Origin of the sequence: Cytobacillus luteolus, assembly GCF_017873715.1 — a bacterium.
Lineage (GTDB): Bacteria > Bacillota > Bacilli > Bacillales > Bacillaceae_L > Bacillus_BV > Bacillus_BV luteola.
Map to the genome: position 1 here is coordinate 288,501 of NZ_JAGGKM010000003.1, position 19,053 is coordinate 307,553.

General features: G+C 36.5%; 19 protein-coding genes. 15 read left to right on the forward strand and 4 right to left on the reverse strand.

The genetic code is table 11. The features are described from left to right. Positions 1 to 19: 19 nt before the first annotated feature. Positions 20 to 289 carry a DUF2564 family protein gene (locus tag J2Z26_RS09900; RefSeq protein WP_193539432.1) on the reverse strand — a complete coding sequence of 90 codons (270 nt, stop codon included), beginning with the start codon at positions 287 to 289 and terminating at the stop codon, positions 20 to 22. A gap of 236 nt (positions 290 to 525) precedes the next feature. Between J2Z26_RS09900 and J2Z26_RS09905 the strand changes: the two genes are divergently transcribed. The 6 genes from J2Z26_RS09905 to J2Z26_RS09930 all read left to right on the forward strand — a co-directional run bounded on the left by J2Z26_RS09905 (position 526) and on the right by J2Z26_RS09930 (position 7,918). Continuing rightward, complete coding sequence (locus tag J2Z26_RS09905) at positions 526 to 1,470, forward strand: HD-GYP domain-containing protein (RefSeq protein ID WP_193539431.1); 945 nt, start codon at positions 526 to 528, stop codon at positions 1,468 to 1,470. An 89-nt stretch (positions 1,471 to 1,559) separates the two neighbouring features. Next, on the forward strand, positions 1,560 to 1,814 hold the full coding sequence (locus J2Z26_RS09910; RefSeq protein ID WP_193539430.1) for a hypothetical protein: 255 nt from the start codon (positions 1,560 to 1,562) through the stop codon (positions 1,812 to 1,814). A 102-nt stretch (positions 1,815 to 1,916) separates the two neighbouring features. After that, positions 1,917 to 4,121, forward strand: coding sequence for a DNA topoisomerase III (locus J2Z26_RS09915; RefSeq protein ID WP_193539429.1), 2,205 nt, complete (start codon positions 1,917 to 1,919; stop codon positions 4,119 to 4,121). Between the two features lie 232 nt (positions 4,122 to 4,353). Then, positions 4,354 to 5,106, forward strand: a complete 753-nt coding sequence (locus J2Z26_RS09920; protein ID WP_193539746.1) for a DeoR/GlpR family DNA-binding transcription regulator — start codon at positions 4,354 to 4,356, stop codon at positions 5,104 to 5,106. Beyond that, positions 5,103 to 6,014 (forward strand): 1-phosphofructokinase, encoded by a 912-nt coding sequence (gene pfkB / locus J2Z26_RS09925; RefSeq protein ID WP_193539428.1) that lies wholly within the window; start codon positions 5,103 to 5,105, stop codon positions 6,012 to 6,014. Before J2Z26_RS09920 ends, pfkB begins: the two co-directional genes overlap by 4 nt. 14 nt (positions 6,015 to 6,028) lie before the next feature. Continuing rightward, positions 6,029 to 7,918 (forward strand): PTS fructose transporter subunit IIABC, encoded by a 1,890-nt coding sequence (locus J2Z26_RS09930; protein ID WP_193539427.1) that lies wholly within the window; start codon positions 6,029 to 6,031, stop codon positions 7,916 to 7,918. 45 nt (positions 7,919 to 7,963) lie between these two features. On the opposite strand, the gene J2Z26_RS09935 is transcribed toward J2Z26_RS09930, so the two are convergent. Beyond that, positions 7,964 to 8,119, reverse strand: coding sequence for a hypothetical protein (locus tag J2Z26_RS09935; protein ID WP_193539426.1), 156 nt, complete (start codon positions 8,117 to 8,119; stop codon positions 7,964 to 7,966). Between the two features lie 157 nt (positions 8,120 to 8,276). Here J2Z26_RS09935 and J2Z26_RS09940 point away from each other — a divergent pair, with 157 nt between their 5' ends. The 3 genes from J2Z26_RS09940 (at position 8,277) to J2Z26_RS09950 (ending at position 11,059) form a co-directional block, all read left to right on the forward strand. Beyond that, complete coding sequence (locus J2Z26_RS09940; protein ID WP_193539425.1) at positions 8,277 to 8,960, forward strand: class I SAM-dependent methyltransferase; 684 nt, start codon at positions 8,277 to 8,279, stop codon at positions 8,958 to 8,960. 6 nt (positions 8,961 to 8,966) lie between these two features. Further along, complete coding sequence (locus J2Z26_RS09945) at positions 8,967 to 9,659, forward strand: AIM24 family protein (protein ID WP_193539424.1); 693 nt, start codon at positions 8,967 to 8,969, stop codon at positions 9,657 to 9,659. Positions 9,660 to 9,841: 182 nt separating this feature from the next. Then, positions 9,842 to 11,059, forward strand: a complete 1,218-nt coding sequence (locus tag J2Z26_RS09950) for a thermonuclease family protein (RefSeq protein ID WP_227413841.1) — start codon at positions 9,842 to 9,844, stop codon at positions 11,057 to 11,059. 337 nt (positions 11,060 to 11,396) lie between these two features. Here J2Z26_RS09950 and metA read toward each other — a convergent pair whose 3' ends face one another. After that, entirely contained in the window at positions 11,397 to 12,305 is a 909-nt protein-coding gene (gene metA, locus J2Z26_RS09955) for a homoserine O-acetyltransferase MetA (RefSeq protein ID WP_193539423.1), read from the reverse strand. Between the two features lie 195 nt (positions 12,306 to 12,500). Between metA and J2Z26_RS09960 the strand changes: the two genes are divergently transcribed. The 4 genes from J2Z26_RS09960 to J2Z26_RS09975 all read left to right on the forward strand — a co-directional run bounded on the left by J2Z26_RS09960 (position 12,501) and on the right by J2Z26_RS09975 (position 16,058). Next, entirely contained in the window at positions 12,501 to 14,189 is a 1,689-nt protein-coding gene (locus J2Z26_RS09960; protein ID WP_193539422.1) for a formate--tetrahydrofolate ligase, read from the forward strand. Between the two features lie 26 nt (positions 14,190 to 14,215). Further along, positions 14,216 to 14,743, forward strand: a complete 528-nt coding sequence (locus J2Z26_RS09965) for a hypothetical protein (protein ID WP_193539421.1) — start codon at positions 14,216 to 14,218, stop codon at positions 14,741 to 14,743. A gap of 140 nt (positions 14,744 to 14,883) precedes the next feature. Beyond that, on the forward strand, positions 14,884 to 15,726 hold the full coding sequence (locus J2Z26_RS09970; protein WP_193539420.1) for a DegV family protein: 843 nt from the start codon (positions 14,884 to 14,886) through the stop codon (positions 15,724 to 15,726). A gap of 29 nt (positions 15,727 to 15,755) precedes the next feature. Next, a complete protein-coding gene (locus tag J2Z26_RS09975; RefSeq protein WP_319638096.1) occupies positions 15,756 to 16,058 on the forward strand; it encodes a hypothetical protein in 303 nt (100 codons plus the stop codon). Positions 16,059 to 16,060: 2 nt separating this feature from the next. On the opposite strand, the gene J2Z26_RS09980 is transcribed toward J2Z26_RS09975, so the two are convergent. Next, on the reverse strand, positions 16,061 to 16,312 hold the full coding sequence (locus J2Z26_RS09980) for a hypothetical protein (RefSeq protein ID WP_193539419.1): 252 nt from the start codon (positions 16,310 to 16,312) through the stop codon (positions 16,061 to 16,063). A 174-nt stretch (positions 16,313 to 16,486) separates the two neighbouring features. On the opposite strand from J2Z26_RS09980, the gene J2Z26_RS09985 reads away from it, so the two are divergent. Together J2Z26_RS09985 and J2Z26_RS09990 are read left to right on the forward strand one after the other, a co-directional pair. Further along, positions 16,487 to 17,134 carry an HD domain-containing protein gene (locus J2Z26_RS09985; RefSeq protein WP_193539418.1) on the forward strand — a complete coding sequence of 216 codons (648 nt, stop codon included), beginning with the start codon at positions 16,487 to 16,489 and terminating at the stop codon, positions 17,132 to 17,134. Continuing rightward, positions 17,131 to 19,020 (forward strand): ABC-F family ATP-binding cassette domain-containing protein, encoded by a 1,890-nt coding sequence (locus J2Z26_RS09990; protein ID WP_193539743.1) that lies wholly within the window; start codon positions 17,131 to 17,133, stop codon positions 19,018 to 19,020. The genes J2Z26_RS09985 and J2Z26_RS09990 overlap by 4 nt, the downstream gene beginning before the upstream one ends. The last annotated feature ends 33 nt before the right edge of the window (positions 19,021 to 19,053 follow it).

Below are 19,053 nucleotides of genomic sequence, written 5' to 3' on the forward strand. Positions count from 1 at the left end.
GCCGATTTGGCGGTTTATCTTAATGGCGTGCTTCTTGTAATTGATGTTCACATTGCGATAGTGTATTTTGTGATTTTTGTAAAAAGTCCCCATCAAGTCCAGTTTGATTTTCCATTGCGCTCTGTAACAGTGCTCGTGCATCTTCAACTGCTCTAGCGGCATCTGCTAATATTTCCTCATCCATACTCATTGTTGCTGAACCAACCATTTTTTGTGCTGCAATAATTGACATCTCTACTTGTGTAAGATCATTAAAGCCTGTGGTAATGTCATCATTATGATTCTTCATTTTCTAATCCACCTCCTAAAGTATATCGTTAGTCATGCTATATCGAATTATTCACACGTACTTAAATGTTGTTTACATGTCATTATTTGTTAACAAAACAATAAGTATGTCGAAAAATGGTGTTCGGTTATGTAGTATAGTAATGGAATTATTTGTTATAATTAGGAATATAAAATCTTTTTGTCTAAAAAACGGGAAAGACACCTATTATGTTCTGGTGTTTGGGGGAGGATTGGATGAAGCATAGTCCTTTTAGTTCAGGAGAAATGGATGCTGTAATTGAGAGCCTTACTAATGGTCAAGGTTGTATACAAACTAAACCAAAAGTAAAAGAAAAATTTCTTGAGATATCAGCAAAAATAGAAGAAGCAATTATTCAGGTTGAAACGATTTTTGACTATGTTCAAAATACAAACCATATACCACTACTGGAAATAAAAGAGACGATCATTCCAACCATACAACAAGCAGTTGAAACCCCTCAGTTATTTTACTTGTTTCATGAATTAAGAAAAGCAGATGATTATACATACCGTCATAACATTGGAGTAGGGGTAATTGCTACGTTAATTGGAAAATGGCTACACTTATCCTCCACTGAATTAGAAAAAGTTACAATAGCAGCTACGTTACATGATATAGGAAAGACAAAAATACCCTCATACATTCTAAACAAGCCAGGGAAACTGACAGCAGAAGAGTATGATATCGTTAAAAAACATACGTTATATGGGTACAAACTATTAAAAAATACAGTTGGTATTTCGCGAGATATCTCACTTGTTGCGTTGCAACATCACGAACGAGAAAATGGTACAGGATATCCATTTGGAATACACGGTGAACAGATTTCTCTTATTAGTAAGATTGTTGCAGTCGCTGATGTATTTCACGCGATGAGTTCAAAACGGGTGTATCATGACGCATTGCCTTTTTATTCAGTAATAAAACAAATGAATGAAGATGTCTTTGGCAAATTTGACCCTAAGATACTACTTCCTTTTCTCTCAAACATAATGCAGACTCTTGTAGGAAGTGAAGTAGTATTAAGTGATGGGCGTTGTGGAGTCATTCTAATGCTTAATCCTTATAATAGTTTAATGCCACTTGTTAAAGTAGATGAAACAATCATTAATTTGGCTGAAAATAAGCAAATTGTAATTGAACGAATTTTAGCTTAATTATTTAATCTCCTGGTTTTAAGATTACTAATATTGTAAATCACTCCTGAATATGATGTAAAAAAGCATGTTCATTTGGAGGGATCAGGATGTATCGGTGTATGTTAAATGATGAAGAAGCTATTATTAGACTTGGGGCAAAGCTAGAAAAAGAAGAAATGGACCGAACCTATTTATATAATAGAGTGATGGAATATAAGGATGTTCTTGAGAACTTATCTGAGGATACATCGATTGCGATCCTTGATTATTCATTTGGTATTATTGTAGTAGATGTTATTTTAAGTGAAATACCGATAATCACGGTAGAGCACATTATAAAAAAAGAAATGGTATTTGATTGAATTACTAGTTTTTATACGGACGATTTTAAAGTATAATGAAAAATATAGTAGAGAGGGAGAAATCCTTCTCTTCCTTCATTTTAATGATTAGGTGATTAAAAGATGAAAGTTATAATAGCTGAAAAACCAGACCAAGCTACAAAGCTAGCAGCTCCTTTTAAATCAAAGAAGCAACAAGGGTATATTGAGGTTGCTCCAAATGAAATCTTCCCGGGTGGTGCCTTTTTTACATGGGCAGTCGGCCACATTTGTGAATTATTGTACCCTGAAGAATACAACCCCTCCTGGAAAAAGTGGTCACTAGGGACACTTCCACTCATACCTGAAAAATTCCAATATAAGGTCATGAAATCCAAACAAAAACAATTTAATGTGATAAGACAGCTTTTACACAATAATCGAGTTTCAGAAATAATCCATGCAGGCGACGCTGGTCGTGAAGGTGAGCTTATTATTCGGACAGTGATTGCTACAGCTGGAATTAAGAAAGAAATGAAAAGACTATGGATTTCATCTCTAACAGAAAAAGCAGTCAAAGAGGGCTTCAGTAATCTATTACCTGAAGAGGAAACTAGAAATATATATTATGAGGCAAGAGCAAGAGCATGTGCTGACTGGATTGTTGGTATCAATGCTTCCAGAGTGTATTCTCTCCTTTTAAAAGAACAAGGTGTCTCTGATGTATTTTCAGCAGGTCGTGTTCAAACACCAACGCTTGCTCTAATCGTTAAAAGAGAGCGTGAGATTGCTGAGTTTACTTCTGAACCTTTTTGGGAAGTTCTTGCTAGTTTTACAATAGACGGTAAAGTATATGAAGGTAAATGGGAAAAGGACAATGAATCTCGTATAAAAGAACAGGCAATGGCTGAAAGAATCGCGGCATTTTGTAAAGGAAAGCAAGCTTTGGTCTCAGAATTAATAAAGGATAGGAAAGAGTACTTACCGCCATTTCTTTTTAATTTATCCTCCTTGCAGGCTACAGCAAATAAAGCCTTTAAGTTTTCACCAAAGAAAACGCTTGATATTGCACAGGGGTTATATACAAAAGGTTTTATTTCATATCCGCGTTCAGACTCAAGCTTCATTACGAAAGGTGAAGCCGAAACAATTCCTGAAATCTTTTCGAAATTGGGTAAGCAAGAGCAGTATCAATCTTATCTACCAGCACCATTGCCTTCAATTATGAACAATAAACGGTATGTAAATGAAAAGAAGGTTACAGATCACTACGCTATTATTCCAACAGAGCAAGTGCCAAACATCTCTAAGTTGTCAGGGGATGAGCAAAAAATCTATGATTTAATTGCTCGTCGTTTAATTGCGGCACATTACGAAGTAGCCATTTTTGATTATACAACGATAACAACCCTTGTCGACGAGAGGGCAACTTTTAAGTCAAAGGGGAAGCAACTTATTCAAGAAGGCTGGAGAACGGTCATTTTTGAAGAAGACTCCAAGAAAGACAATGATGTTATTTTACCTATCTTAGAAGAGAATGAGGTTGGTAAAGTGAAGTCTGTTAAGGTGAAGGAAGGCAAAACTCAACCGCCTAAACGCTATACTGAAGGTCAATTAATTACATTGATGAAGACAGCGGGGAAACACCTTGATAATAACGAACTGGAAAAAGTACTTATGAAAAAAGAAGGTTTAGGAACTGAGGCAACCCGAGCAGGAATTATTACAATGCTTAAGGATCGAAAATACATTGATGTTGTAAAAAACCAAGTTTTCGCTACGGAAAAAGGTATGCTCCTCATTGATGCCATTGGAGAAAAGATACTGGCTTCTCCTGAAATGACAGCTAAATGGGAGCAGAGGCTAAGTGAAATTGGAGAAGGAAAAGCTTCTGCGATTACCTTCATGGAGCAAACAAAAAAGCTTTCTGAAAAAATTGTAACGGATGCAATTAGCCAGTCGAAAGAATGGAACTTTAACCATATTGAAATCGATAAAATCCCTACAAGAAAGTCTAAGTTTACAACCGGGACAGAAGTAGGAAAGTGTAAGTTATGTGATGGAAAAGTTGTTGATAAAGGCAGTTTTTATGGATGTACAAATTATAAGGAAAAGCAATGTAAATTTACATTGTCTAAAAAAATATTATCGAAAACGATTACTCCAACTAATATTAAAAAGCTCTTAACTGAAGGAAAAACCAACAGTATAAAAGGGTTTAAAAAAGGAGAAAAGTCCTTTGATGCTGCATTGGAATGGAGTGAGGTAGAAAAGAAGGTAATATTTCATTTTGAAAACAGTAAAAACCAGATGCAAACTCAAGAAAAAGAAACAACCACAACGAGTTAAGTACTATAACTCGTTGTGGTTGTTTTTTGTTGTGGGGCTGGCGCAACTTAGAACCCATCATTAAAAGAAACATCATATTTGTCAGTTGAAATGCAAATTGTAATAAGTAAGTAAATGTGAATATACAGTAAATGGCAATGGTTGGTTTTGGTTGTTTTTGATAGTTTTTGGTTGATTTATGAAAAGGCTTACGGTAGTATGTAATTACAAACAAATAGAGGAAGTGATGTCATTGTTAACACAGGAAAGACATCGATTGATCCTTGAACTTGTAAACGAGAAATCAATTGTCAAAGTTCAGGAGCTTGTTGAACAAACCAATACCTCCGAATCAACAATCCGTAGGGATTTACAATTACTCGAAGAGCAAAATCTGATTAAACGAATTCATGGAGGAGCATCATTACCTCAAGGGAATCGTAATGAATTAGGTATACCTGAGAAATCAACCAAAAACCTTCAAGAAAAAATGTCAATTGCTGAATACTCAGCTAGTCTTGTAAATCAAGGAGAATGTATCTACCTTGACGCAGGAACAACAACTTTTCAGATGATTGAATTCCTAAAGGGGAAGGATATTGTTGTTGTCACTAATGGACTGACACACATTGATTTATTGCTTGAACATAACATCAACACTTATTTAGTTGGTGGATATATAAAAAGTAAAACTAGAGCCCTCATTGGTAGTGGAGCATTAGCGAGTCTTAAGCAATACTCCTTTGATAAATGTTTTATGGGTGTAAACGGAGTTCATTATCGATATGGGTATACGACTCCAGATCCCGAAGAGGCTTTAATTAAACAAACAGCGATTCAATTATCACGTCAATCTTATTTCCTGGCTGATACATCAAAATTTGGTGAAGTCGCTTTTTCAAAGATAGTAGATTTAGATAAAGCACAATTGATAACTACAGAATCAAATGTAGAAGTTTTAGCACCTTATGAATCAAAAACAACAATAAAGGTAGTGGTCACGTGATTTATACTTGTACACTTAATCCTTCCATTGATTTTATTGTTCATATCAATGATTTTAAAATGGGAGATTTAAATAAAATCAGCAAAGAAATGAAATATCCAGGTGGTAAAGGAATAAATGTAGCACGAGTACTGAAAAGGTTAGGAATTAAGAGTAAAGCCTTAGGGTTTGTTGGCGGTTTTACGGGTGAGTTTATAGAAGATTATTTACACAGTGAAGAGATCGACTTTGACTTTATAAAGGTCAATGGTGATTCAAGAATTAATATTAAATTAAAAACAGATGTTGAAACAGAAATAAATGGTCTTGGTCCTTCGATTTCCTCAGAGCAACTAAGTGAGATGTTGGAGAAAATTAAAAGTTTGTCTTCTGAAGATGTACTTGTTTTAGCGGGGAGTATCCCTGTTTCTTTACCGGAAGACATTTATGTGAAAATGGCCGAGATATGCAGGCAAAATGATGTGAAGGTAATAGTAGATGCTTCAGGAAAGACACTCTTGAAGACTCTTGAATTTAAACCATTTTTATTAAAACCGAATCATCATGAGCTAGGAGAATTGTTTGACGTTGAGATAACTACTCCTGAAGAGGCTGTACCTTATGGAAAGAAACTAGTCGAATTAGGTGCAGAAAACGTCATTGTTTCGTTAGCTGGAAAAGGTGCGCTACTCATTAATAAGGATATGGTATTACACGCAAATGTCCCAAGTGGGATAGTTGAAAATTCAGTTGGAGCAGGAGATTCTGTTGTTGCAGGGTTTATTGGAACATATATGAATGACAGAGATCTTAAAGAAGCATTTAAGATGGGCGTTGCCTCAGGAAGTGCAACAGCATTTTCCCCTGATTTATGTACAAGGGAACAAGTATATACTTTAAGAAAACAAATAGAAGTAGTTGAAAGGTAAAGGGGTGTTCTACGATGAGGATTACAGAGTTATTAAAGAAAGATACTATTATTATTGATTTAAAATCAAGTACCAAAGAAACGGTTATAGATGAATTAGTAAGCAAGCTCGATCATTCTAATAAGTTAGTAAATCGTTCGGACTTTAGAGAAGCTATATTAAAAAGAGAGTCTCAAAGTACTACAGGTATTGGAGAAGGTATAGCGATACCACATGCGAAAACAAGTGCAGTCAAAACACCTGCTATTGCTTTTGGTCGTTCTAAGCAAGGAATTGATTATGAAGCGTTAGATGGTCAGCCGAGCTTTTTATTCTTTATGATTGCGGCAAGTGAGGGGGCCAATAATGCTCACTTGGAAACACTATCAAGACTTTCTACTCTATTAATGGATGAAGCATTTAGACAAAAACTACTAACTGCGTCATCAGTAGATGAAATTATTAGTTTAATAGACGAAAAAGAAAATGAAGTAAATCAAGAAGATGAAAAGCCTGTTGTTGAGACAGTTAATTCAGACAGTCCCTTTGTCTTAGCTGTTACTGGTTGTCCAACGGGTATTGCACATACGTATATGGCAGCAGACTCGCTCAAAGCTAAAGCGAAGGAAATGAATATTTCAATTAAAGTTCAAACAAATGGCTCTAGTGGCATCAAGAATAAACTAACTTCTGAAGAAATTGAAAAGGCTGCAACTATTATTGTAGCTGCCGATACAAAGGTTGATATGGAACCTTTCGTTGGGAAAAAAGTAATTCAAGTACCTGTAGCACAGGCAATTCGTAAACCTGCTGAACTTTTAGAAAAGGCTGTTAAGCAGGATGCTCCTGTTTATCAAAGCACAGGCAAATCTGAAGATAGAAGCTCAAATGAAGGAAAGAATGAGCGACAAGGCTTTTATAAGCACCTAATGAATGGTGTTTCGAACATGCTACCGTTTGTAGTTGGTGGTGGAATTCTTATCGCATTATCATTTATTTTTGGAATTAATGCGTCAGATCCAAACGACCCATCCTATCACCCAATAGCAGAAGCACTTATGACGATTGGTGGGGGTAATGCATTTGCTCTAATGATTCCGGTATTAGCTGGTTTCATTGCGATGAGTATCGCGGATCGTCCTGGCTTTGCGCCTGGTATGGTTGGTGGCTTGATGGCAGCAACCGGTGGGGCAGGATTCCTAGGTGGTTTAATTGCAGGTTTCTTAGCAGGATATATTGTTCTAGGACTTAAAAAGCTGTTTGCAGGTCTTCCTCAGTCGCTTGAGGGTATTAAGCCAGTATTGTTATATCCGTTATTCGGTATTTTAATTACAGGTTTAGCTATGATGTTTATCGTAAATGATCCAGCTAAAGCACTTAATGATGGTATGAGTGCGTGGTTAGGAGGCATGGGTACTACTAATTTAGTATTACTTGGAATTATTTTAGGTGGTATGATGGCCGTTGATATGGGAGGTCCTATCAATAAGGCGGCATTTACATTTGGTATTGCGATGATTGACGCTGGTAATTTTGCTCCTCATGCAGCAATAATGGCAGGTGGTATGGTACCTCCATTAGGACTGGCTTTAGCTACTACCTTCTTCAAGAAGAAATTCACCAAAGCTGAAAAGGATGCAGGAAAGACTTGTTATATTATGGGAGCTTCTTTCATTACTGAAGGTGCAATCCCTTTTGCAGCAGCAGACCCAGGGCGTGTTATCCCTTCAGCTATCATTGGTTCGGCAGTAGCAGGTGCTTTAACCATGATGTTTGGTATTGGTTTACCTGCACCACATGGAGGAGCATTTGTTATTCCAGTTGTTGATGGTAATCCATTATTATATATACTTGCTATAGCAATAGGTTCAATCATAACAGCACTAATGGTAGGTTTCTTAAAGAAACCTGTGAATAAAAACTAGATTAAAACGGATCAACCATATTGAAATGGTTGATCCGTTTTTGAGTTAATCGTTTAAATTTGTTTTATCTTTTTGGTCTTTGTTATGCTTATTACCTTTGCTATTATCTCCACTTACAAATTCTTGGCCAAATTCAGCCATCTCATTTCCTCTTTTAGGCGAGTTTTGATTTTTGCTACCTTTGTTAAACTTTTTAGTCATACTTAGTTAACCTCCATAGATAATATAAAAGTAATATTCCTTTTCTTACATTTAATTATACGAACTGAATCGGATTAGGAGTTTGTTCAAGGGTTTTTGAATTATTTATCGAAACACTATAATATGAATTCATACGCACAGGAAGGAATATATAACCATGGAAAATAACAATTGGCACAAGGAAGTTGAAAAGCAGTGGGACAACCGTGCAAATTTTTGGAATCAAAACTCTGAGAATATGTGGGAAAAAGGAAGTCGGAGCACGATCATTCCTTTCTTAAAAAGATATTTGCAGCCAGAAATGAACATTTTGGATGCAGGCTGTGGGGATGGATATGGGTCGTATAAGCTTTACCAAGAAGGCTTTAATGTTACAGGTGTCGATATTTCAAAGGAAATGATTGAAAGAGCAAAGTTAAGGTTAGAGAGTAAGAGGTTACATTATAAACAAGCAGACCTATCTGATTTACCCTTTGACGCAGAGACTTTTTCAGCAGTAATGGCAATAAATTCTCTAGAATGGACAGCAAATCCTCTTAAGGCAATAAACGAATGTAGCAGAATTTTGAAACCTAATGGAATCTTATGCGTAGGATTACTAGGGCCAACTGCTGGACCTAGACAAAATGCATATCGACGATTGTATGGAGAAGATGTTATTTGTAATACAATGATGCCGTGGGAATTTCAGCAACTTGTGATGGAAAATGGCTTTGAAGTGATTGATGGCCAGGGTGTATATAAAAATGCGGTTGATCTTTCGAAAATCAATCACTACCCTCTAGAGCTAAAGCAGGCATTAACTTTTATGTGGGTATTTATTTTAAAGAAGAAAGGATGATTTTTAATGAGTAGATATTCAATTGATGAGTTTATAAAACAAACGAAACAACAGGACAAAGGTGAAGGTTTTTTTGAACTTGAAACACCGAGGATGTTAGAGGTAAACCTTGCGGGGCAGGTCTGGGCTAAAATGGGGTCAATGGTCTCCTACCGTGGCCAAATAAAGTTTGAACGAGAAGGGATCCTTGAACATGGTCTTGGAAAGTTGTTTAAGAAAGCACTAACAGGAGAAGGAACTTCACTGATGAAAGCGAATGGTAACGGAAAACTATACTTAGCTGATCAAGGGAAGAAAATCTCAATCCTACACCTAAATAATGATTCCATCTATGTAAATGGCAATGATTTATTAGCTTTTGAAACATCTCTTGATTGGGATATAAAAATGATGAGACGTGTAGCAGGAATGATGGCAGGGGGATTGTTTAACGTTAAACTTGATGGTGCAGGAATGGTAGCCATAACTTCTCATTATGAGCCTTTGACTCTACTAGTAACTCCTGATAATCCAGTTATAACAGACCCGAATGCAACTGTGGCTTGGTCAGGCAGTCTTCAACCTGAATTTGTTACTGATATTACGTTAAAAACGTTCTTCGGACGTGGTAGTGGAGAGTCGATTCAAATGAAATTCGCCGGAGAGGGCTTTGTTGTGGTTCAACCGTTTGAGGAAGTGTATTTGGCACAACAACAATAGCTAGAAAAAATAGAAACCCTTTAGCATAAGGGTTTCTATTTTTTTGTGGTTGAACAACTAAAGTCCTAAAACAGTAACATTGTGGTTTAACCTATACACATGTTTGATAAGTTTTTTACCAATAAAATGGAATCTATGTTAATATTGATTTGGATTTATTAATCCCATAAGGAGGAACATTATTGAAACGCACTTATCTTTATTTCATCTCTACTTTTCTATTAATATCAATCCTATTACCCACTCAATCTTTTGCTCATAATGGTAAAAAAGATGAACTAGGCGGTCATTTCAGATCATCAGATTGTGCTTATTTACTACACTCACCTACTGAACTGGCTAGATCAGCAAAGAATATGAATGAACTTATCGCATTAATTAAAGCAAACAATACAAATGAAAAATGTAAAGCCTTATTATCACCTGACACAGTAGACTTAGAAGGTTATTCTTTCCCTTCGTCTACACCAAAGGAAACACCTGCATCTACTACTCCAGCACCTAAACCAAGTGCTGCTTTAGAAATGGGTAAAACGTATACGGCAACTCTAGAGAAATGTACAGACGGTGATACGGCTAACTTTAATATTAATGGTACAATATACAAAACTCGTTTCCTCTATATTGATACACCAGAAAGTACTACTCAGAAAGAACCTTTTGGTAAGGAAGCTAGTGAATATACATGTAATTTCTTAAAGCAAGGTACTATTAAACTAGAAACTGATGGTGGCGACTTATTCGATAAGTACGATCGTTTGTTAGCTTGGGTATTTGTAGATGGTAAATTACATCAAGAAGAAATCACTAAAGCTGGCTTTGTTGAAGATTTCTATGACTATGGGACATACAAATATGAGGATCGTGTAATAGCTGCTATGAGTTTTGCCAAAACTAACTATACGGGTATGTATGAAATAAATAAACCAGTGGCAACTACTACTAAGGAATCAACTACTGAATCCAATACATCAACTGAGGATGATACTATAGAGGAAGATAATAAGGATGGAACTGAAGTAGTAAGTAAAGATACAACAGAAACAGATAAAACTGATAATTCTACCTCTACAGTAAAAGAATCAACTAATGCTGAAACTGCTACAGAAACTAAGGTTACTGAGAAAGTATTAGCAACTGATGAATTGGTGGAAGAAACCGAAGTAGGTAATGGTTATATCATCACAGGATTAATTGTAGCAATGTTCTATTTCATGCTTCCAAGAATTAAATTAGGAATGGGAGTTCAACCAGTACTTGCACATAAATTAAGTTTTAAGAAATGGTGGATCAACTTTATACTTTTAGGTGTCTATATTGCATTATGGTGGCTATTACTGATTGTAATTGTTATTGAATTGATACACTTAGCTAAATCAAGAAAACAGTCCGTTGCTTAATGGGCTGTTTTTTATTTAATCAGCAACAATAAGAATTAAAAGGATCTCACTTATTCGGTTTCGGACAGGTAGCCGCTACCCTAACTCAACTTGTCCGAATAAGCTCCGGATTCAGACAAGAATGCGGTAGCTCTAGCTCAACCTGTCCGAATAAGCTCCGGATTCAGACAAGAATGCGGTAGCGCTAGCTCGATCTGTCCGAATAAGCTTCGGATTCAGACAAGAATGCGATCCCCCTAACCCAACCTGTCTGAATAAGCTTCGAATCCAGACAAGTTTGGGCAAACCCTAGCTCAACCTATCTGAATAACCAGAAGTTAGCAACTTTTCACCCTGCTCACTCCCAATAATAAGGAGTTTCCTGATAGACATAATAATTCAACCAATTGGAAAACAAAAGGTTTGCATGAGATTTCCATGTGTGAAGTGGAGTAAGTGATGGATCGTTATTCACGTAATAGTGACGTGGAATCTCAACTTCTAATTGTAACTCTCTGTCTCTTTTAAATTCCTCATCAAGTGTTGTGATATCGTATTCAGGGTGGCCGGTTAGAAAAATTTGTTTTCCGTCTTTTGTAGCCACAAGACAAACTCCAGCCTCGTCTGATATTGATAATAGATCTAGCTCAGGATGATTCATGATATCGTCCTTATCTAAGTCTGTAAACCGAGAATGTGGAACATTATAGATATCATCAAAACCTCTAACTAATTTGCTGTCATTTCGTTGAACCCTGTGAGTGAATACCCCAGAGCACTTCTTTCCTAGACTATATTTCCTGATACCATAATGGTGATAGAGTCCAGCCTGTGCCCCCCAGCAAATGTGAAGAGTAGACGTTACATTTGTTTTTGTCCAATTTAGAATCGACTGCAATTCCTTCCAGTAAGCAACCTCTTCAAATTCCAAATGTTCAATTGGAGCACCTGTAATAATCATGCCGTCAAATTTTCTCTCCTTAATATCTGAAAAGGTAGTATAAAATTGCTCTAAGTGATTTCTTGATGTTGTTTTTGGTTTATAGGTTTCAGGACTAATGAGGGTAATATGTACTTGCAATGGGGTATTTCCTAATAACCGAAGTAATTGCGTTTCCGTTTGTTCCTTATTAGGCATAATATTTAAGATCACAATGTTCAATGGTCGAATATCTTGAGTAAAGGCCCTTGTCTCGTCCATGATAAAAATATTTTCTTTCTCAAGTACTTCTTTTGCGGGTAAATTATTTGGAACGGTAATTGGCAATGGAAATCCTCCCCGTATTCATAAATAATATTTCAAGTAGTTAGTAGAATATATATAGTAATTCTATCATTATGTCTAAAAAAATTCAGATATTTTTATGTTAAACATATAGAGGGGATATACATTAAATGTTACAATACAAGTTGTGAACAATGAAGGCTAAATACATATTATGACTATTGAAGGGGGCTTATGATGAATACTTCAACGAATGTTAAATCTGATATTGAAATAGCTCAGCAAGCAGAAATGAAAGCGATTACCCAAATCGCCAATGACTTGGATATAAAGACGGAGGAATTAGAACCTTATGGACACTACAAGGCTAAATTATCTCTGGACATTCTTAAGCGTTTAGAAACAAAACAAGACGGTAAAGTTATACTAGTTACCGCAATAAGTCCTACACCAGCAGGTGAAGGTAAATCAACGGTTACTGTTGGATTAGGCCAAGCGTTTAATAAGCTTGGTAAAAAAGCGATTGTGGCAATGCGTGAGCCTTCTCTTGGACCAACAATGGGAATTAAGGGTGGGGCAACAGGTGGTGGCTATTCTCAAGTACTACCAATGGAAGATATCAACCTCCACTTCACTGGGGATTTACATGCAATCACAACTGCAAATAATGCACTTGCAGCACTTTTAGATAATCATATTCATCAAGGAAATCAATTGAATATTGATGCAAGACGAGTTGTTTGGAAACGCGTAGTTGATTTAAATGATCGTGCGTTACGAAATGTAATCGTAGGATTAGGCGGTCCAATACAAGGTGTACCTCGTGAGGATGGATTTGATATCACAGTAGCTTCAGAGATAATGGCTATTTTCTGTTTGGCAACTGATGTGCAGGATTTAAAGAAAAGATTAGCAAGAATTGTAGTTGCTTATAACTATGACAAAAAGCCTGTTACTGTTGGGGATCTTGGGGTAGAAGGTGCACTAACATTATTATTGAAGGAAGCTATTAAGCCAAACCTAGTTCAAACGCTAGAGCATACTCCAGCGATTATTCATGGTGGTCCTTTTGCAAATATTGCCCATGGTTGTAATAGTGTAATCGCTACAAAAATGGCAGCTAAACTAGGTGAATATGTCATTACTGAAGCAGGTTTTGGTGCAGATTTAGGTGCTGAAAAATTCCTTAACATTAAAGCGAGAACTTCTCAAATCAAACCTGAAGCAGTTGTTATTGTTTCAACTATTCGTGCATTGAAAATGCATGGGGGCGTTCCGAAAAATAATTTAAAAGAAGAAAATGTTGAAGCGCTTAATAAAGGAATGGAAAATCTACAAAAGCATATTGAAACCATTCAAGCTTTTGGCTTACCGTTCGTGGTTGCAGTAAATCGATTTATTACTGATACAAATGAAGAAATTGATGCGATCATCAAATGGTGCGAAAAGAACAATTTCCCGGTTTCTCTGTCCGAAGTGTGGGAAAAAGGTGGGGAAGGTGGATTGGACCTTGCTTCTAAGTTGATTTCAGAGATTGAAAAAGGTGAAAATAACTTTGCTCCTTTATATGATTTATCTGATTCAATTGAGAACAAGATTAGAACCATTGCAACAAAGGTGTATGGAGCAGCGGGTGTAGAATTCTCTACAAAGGCAAAGAACCAAATGGCTGCTTTTGAGGGTGAAGGCTGGGGCAATCTTCCAATTTGTATGGCAAAAACACAATATTCCTTCTCAGACAATCCAGCACTATTAGGAAGACCTAGAGACTTTACAATTACGATAAGAGAACTCAAACCATCAATTGGAGCTGGATTTATCGTTGCGCTCACAGGTGATGTTATGACAATGCCAGGGTTACCAAAACAGCCAGCTGCATTAAATATGGACGTAGATGCAGATGGAAAAGCACAAGGCTTATTCTAATGCTAGATAGATGAGGGTGAATTTACTTGTTTGACCCGACAGTCTTTGATAATTTAAAAGTGGTTGTTGAAGGAGAAATCTATGATCTAGATCTTACAGGTACGATTCAAGTTATAGACAGGAAAGATATCGTTGATTTTGCAAAAATGTCACGGGTCTATGAAATCAGTTTCCGAAGTTCTGAGCATAGTACTGCACTAAAGGGCGCAAAGCTTAGAATTCTTACGGATCTGCGTAGTCTTTCTGAAGAGTTGTTAAATATCACAAATTCAACACCAGGCTGTACGGTAGAGGTGCTGTTTACGATGGAAATTGACAATCCTGATGTCGAATGTAAGCAGATTGAGCAGGAGTTAATTAGAATATGGGGAACAGAGCGTGCTATCAGTCAACAAATTTCATATTTTTATGGAGACTCTAACCTAATTAAAAATACAATCGTGCTCTCATTTGATCGTAAGATAAATGAAGATCACATGGATGATTTAGTTGAATTGATACCCTATATTTTAGACACACTTAACAGCCTGAACACGATAAGTAGAGCGAAATAAGACTAGTGTAAAACACGGTGGGATTCCCTATCGTGTTTTTAACTTTATAATGTGTCTTGAAAGTAACTTGAAAATTGTCATAGTTTTCACACAATTGACAGTAGAATATAAGTAGAGAAACCGTTTTTAGGAGGGGAATTATGGAACGTGTAGCATGGGTAACAGATAGTTCTGTGTGGCTAGATGAAGATATTCAAAATCGACCAGATGTTTTTGTAGAACCAATTACAATTTTTTTTGAGGAAGAGGAATATTTGGATGGAATAACGATTACACCTGAGCAATTCTATACTAAGCTAAGAACATCACAATCTGTTCCTAAAACCTCCCAACCGCCAGTAGGAAAGTTCGCCCAGTTATATAATCGTTTGCATAAAGACTTTGATCATATTTTCTCCATTCATTTATCTGGTAAACTTAGTGGGACGCTATCGTCCGCTCAGCAGGCTGCTAACCTTGTGGATATTCCTGTCACTGTTATAGACTCTAAGATTTTGACCTACCCGATGGGTGTTTTAATTAGAGAAGGTATTCGACTAAGAGATGACGGCAAGGATATTAAGGAGATTAATAGTTATCTTACAGCAATGGCAAATAAAAATGAGACTTATGTATTAATTGGCAGTTTAGAGCAATTACACCGAAGTGGAAGAATGAATAGTGCTCAATTTTTTTTAGGGAGTATGCTAAGTATAAAACCTATCATATCAATTACGGATGGTGCGCTATCTGTGGTGGAGAAGGTAAGGTCAGAAAAAAAAGCTACAGCTAGAATTATACAGCTTCTTAAAGATGCGATAAATAACAAGGATATTGAGGAAATCTATATTCTTTTTGGTTTAAATGATGATAAAGCAAAAGGCTTGAAAGAAGAGATAAAGCAGATATCAAGCAGATTAAAGATTAGTATATTCCCACTAGGTACTGCAATTGGTGTCCACGCAGGTGAAGATACACTAGGGATTAGTTGGTTTTATAAGTAAACAATACGAAAAGGAAAGGGAGAATTTTTGTGTTTAATGAAGTTCAGGCCTTATATCACACAATGCTGAAAGACTGGGAAATGATGGGTAAAACGGCCGGAGATGAAGGGGCAGATTGGGCTGAAAGGTTTGAGAGAAACTTTTATCTATACATTGCTAAACTCAAAGAATGGATAGATCTACTAGAGCCACGTCCAAAAAGGATAGAAGAAGCAGAAGAAATTCCTGAAATTAAGGAGATGATGAATGAATTACCCGGACCACTCCATTTAAATTTTATCAATGAATTAGAGGAAATCATTGAGCATATTGAATCTAAGCGATTTGATTAATATTATTTTCTAAGTACATACAACACTTCACTTTGTGAAATACGGGATACCCCAATTAATTCATATCCAATACTAAAGTATTGAGCAAGTGTTTCAGCACAATTAGAATGAGCCGGTTCGGTAGGAGCATGAAGACTTTTATCTAGTTGTAAAAATTGATTAGTGTAGACGTTACATCTAATTAAAATGACGTGCCTACCATGCCAGGCTGTTCCGATTTCTCGCCGATTGAAAAGATATTGATTATTTATCATAGTTCCACCCTCCATCATGCTAGGTATTGACCTAGCTTTTTTCCTCTTTAAGAAATATTTGTTATCATTTCATTATATGTTCACCCTCACTTTTGGCAATAAGTAAACTATGAAATCCACATTCGCCTATATTCCATGTTAAAATAGAGTAACAAACAAAGAGAGGTCAAATAGATGGAAGCAAAAGAGATTATATTGCAAACTGAGAACTATGTTAGGGAGTTATTAGAGAATGACCATAGTGGTCATGATTGGTGGCACATTGTTCGCGTAAGAAATACAGCGATAGAACTGGCTGTTAAAGAAGATGCAAATCAATTTATTGTAGAGTTGGCTGCTTTATTACATGATGTAGCGGATGATAAGCTTGTAAAGGATGAAGAAAAAGGAATTAAACAAATTGAGAATTTGCTTACCTATTTAACTGTACCATCTAAAGAAGTTAATCATATTATTGAAATTATAAAAAACATGTCCTTTAAGGGAGGAAACAATACACCACTTCATACGATTGAAGGGAAAATTGTTCAGGATGCTGATAGGCTTGATGCACTGGGTGCTATAGGAATTGCAAGAACCTTTGTTTACGCTGGGTCACGCGGAAGCTTAATCTATGACCCCACTATTGAAGTACGTGAAAGTATGACAAAAGAAGAGTATAGAAATGGAAAGAGTACAGCTATCAACCACTTTTACGAAAAATTATTAAAGCTTTCACAGCTAATGAATACCGAGTCAGCTAAACAGATGGCTGAAGGAAGGCATCAATTTATGGAAGAGTATTTAGATCAATTTTACAGAGAATGGAATGGAAAGAAATGAAAATGATAACAATTGAAAATCTTTCAAAGAGCTATGCTGAAAAGCAGTTATTTGAGGGATTGTCCTGCAGTATTACGGACAATGAACGAATAGGAGTAATCGGTGTAAATGGTACAGGGAAATCAACATTTTTAAAAATCATTGCAGGTGCTGAAGAAGCCGATGCGGGAAGTATTTCTAGTTCAAAAGGATTTACGATTAGTTACTTACCTCAGCAACCAGACTTTGTCGAGAAAAAGACAGTTTTAGAGCAAGTGTTCCACGGGGATACTCCATTAATTCGACTCCTTAAAGAATATGAAGAGGTACTACTACAATTAGAAAAGGATTCATCAAATCCGAAAGTGCAAGAAAGCCTTTATCAAGTACAGCAAAGAATGGATGCTAGTAATGCCTGGGAGGCTAACTCTAATGCTAAGGCTGTTCTTACGAAATTGGGAATCCATGATTTTGATCGGTTTGTTGGAGAACTGTCTGGTGGTCAGAAGAAGCGGGTAGCTTTAGCACAATGTTTAATTGAAACACCAGACTTACTAATCTTGGACGAGCCAACGAACCATTTAGATTATGAAACAATTAAATGGTTAGAAGAGTACTTATCAAGATACAATGGTGCATTACTTTTAGTTACCCATGACCGTTACTTTTTAGACCGGGTGACAAATCGTATTTTAGAGCTGGATGAGGGAGCTTTATATAGTTATACAGGAAATTATGGGGATTTTTTAGAAGCAAAAGCAGTTCGAGAAGAGCAGGAACTTGCCAGTGAATCGAAAAGACAAAACCTTTATCGAAGAGAATTAGCTTGGATACGAAGAGGTGCAAAGGCTCGTACTACCAAACAAAAGGCAAGAATACAGCGTTTTGAAGATCTCGATAAGGTGAGTGGTCCTGTTGATAAGGAAAAAGTAGATATTTCTATCGGAGGAAGTAGGTTAGGTAAAAAGGTTCTTGAACTAAAAGCTGTATCCAAGAGCTTTGGAGGACATTACCTATTAAAAGACTTTAGTTTTCTAATAAAACCAGGAGACCGAATTGGAATTGTCGGGAACAATGGTACGGGTAAGTCTACTTTATTAAATATGCTTGCAGGGAGACTAGAAGTTGATTCTGGCGAGGTTGAAGTCGGATCCACCGTAAAAATTGGTTATTATACTCAGGAAAATGAAGATATGAATGATAACCTTCGAATGATTGAATATATCAAGGAAACTGCTGAAGTGATAAAGACCCTTGATGGAAAAGTGATTTCAGCTTCTCAAATGCTCGAGAGATTTTTATTTCCAGGTCATACACATGGCACACCAATTCGAAAGCTATCCGGTGGAGAAAAGCGTAGACTATATCTATTAAAGGTACTTATGTCTGAGCCCAATGTGTTATTACTTGATGAGCCTACAAATGATTTGGATACCCAGACACTAACAGTACTTGAGGATTATATAGAGGATTTTCCGGGAGTCGTAATTACTGTTTCACATGATCGATATTTCTTAGATAAAATTACGGAGCAGCTTATTGTTTTAAAAGGAAGTGGCTTGGCTAGCCATTACTATGGCAGTTATACTGACTTCCTTGAGCAGGAGAGTCAATCTGTCAAAGAGACATCTACTAAGAGTACGAATGTTGATAAACAGGAACCTGTAGCTAGTAGTCCAAAGAAAAGAAAATTAACGTACATGGAGCAAAAAGAATGGGCCGAAATTGAAGGGGAAATTTCTGACCTAGAAGAAAAATGTGAGCAACTTGAAACTAGTATTGCCCAAGCGGGAAGTGATTATGGTAAAATACATTCACTGATGGCTGAGCAAAAGGAAAAAACAGAAGAGCTAGAACGATTAATTGAGCGTTGGTCCGAACTTTCAGAAATTGTTGAAGGACAATAAAAACAAGCAGTGATGTGGATTGCATCACTGCTT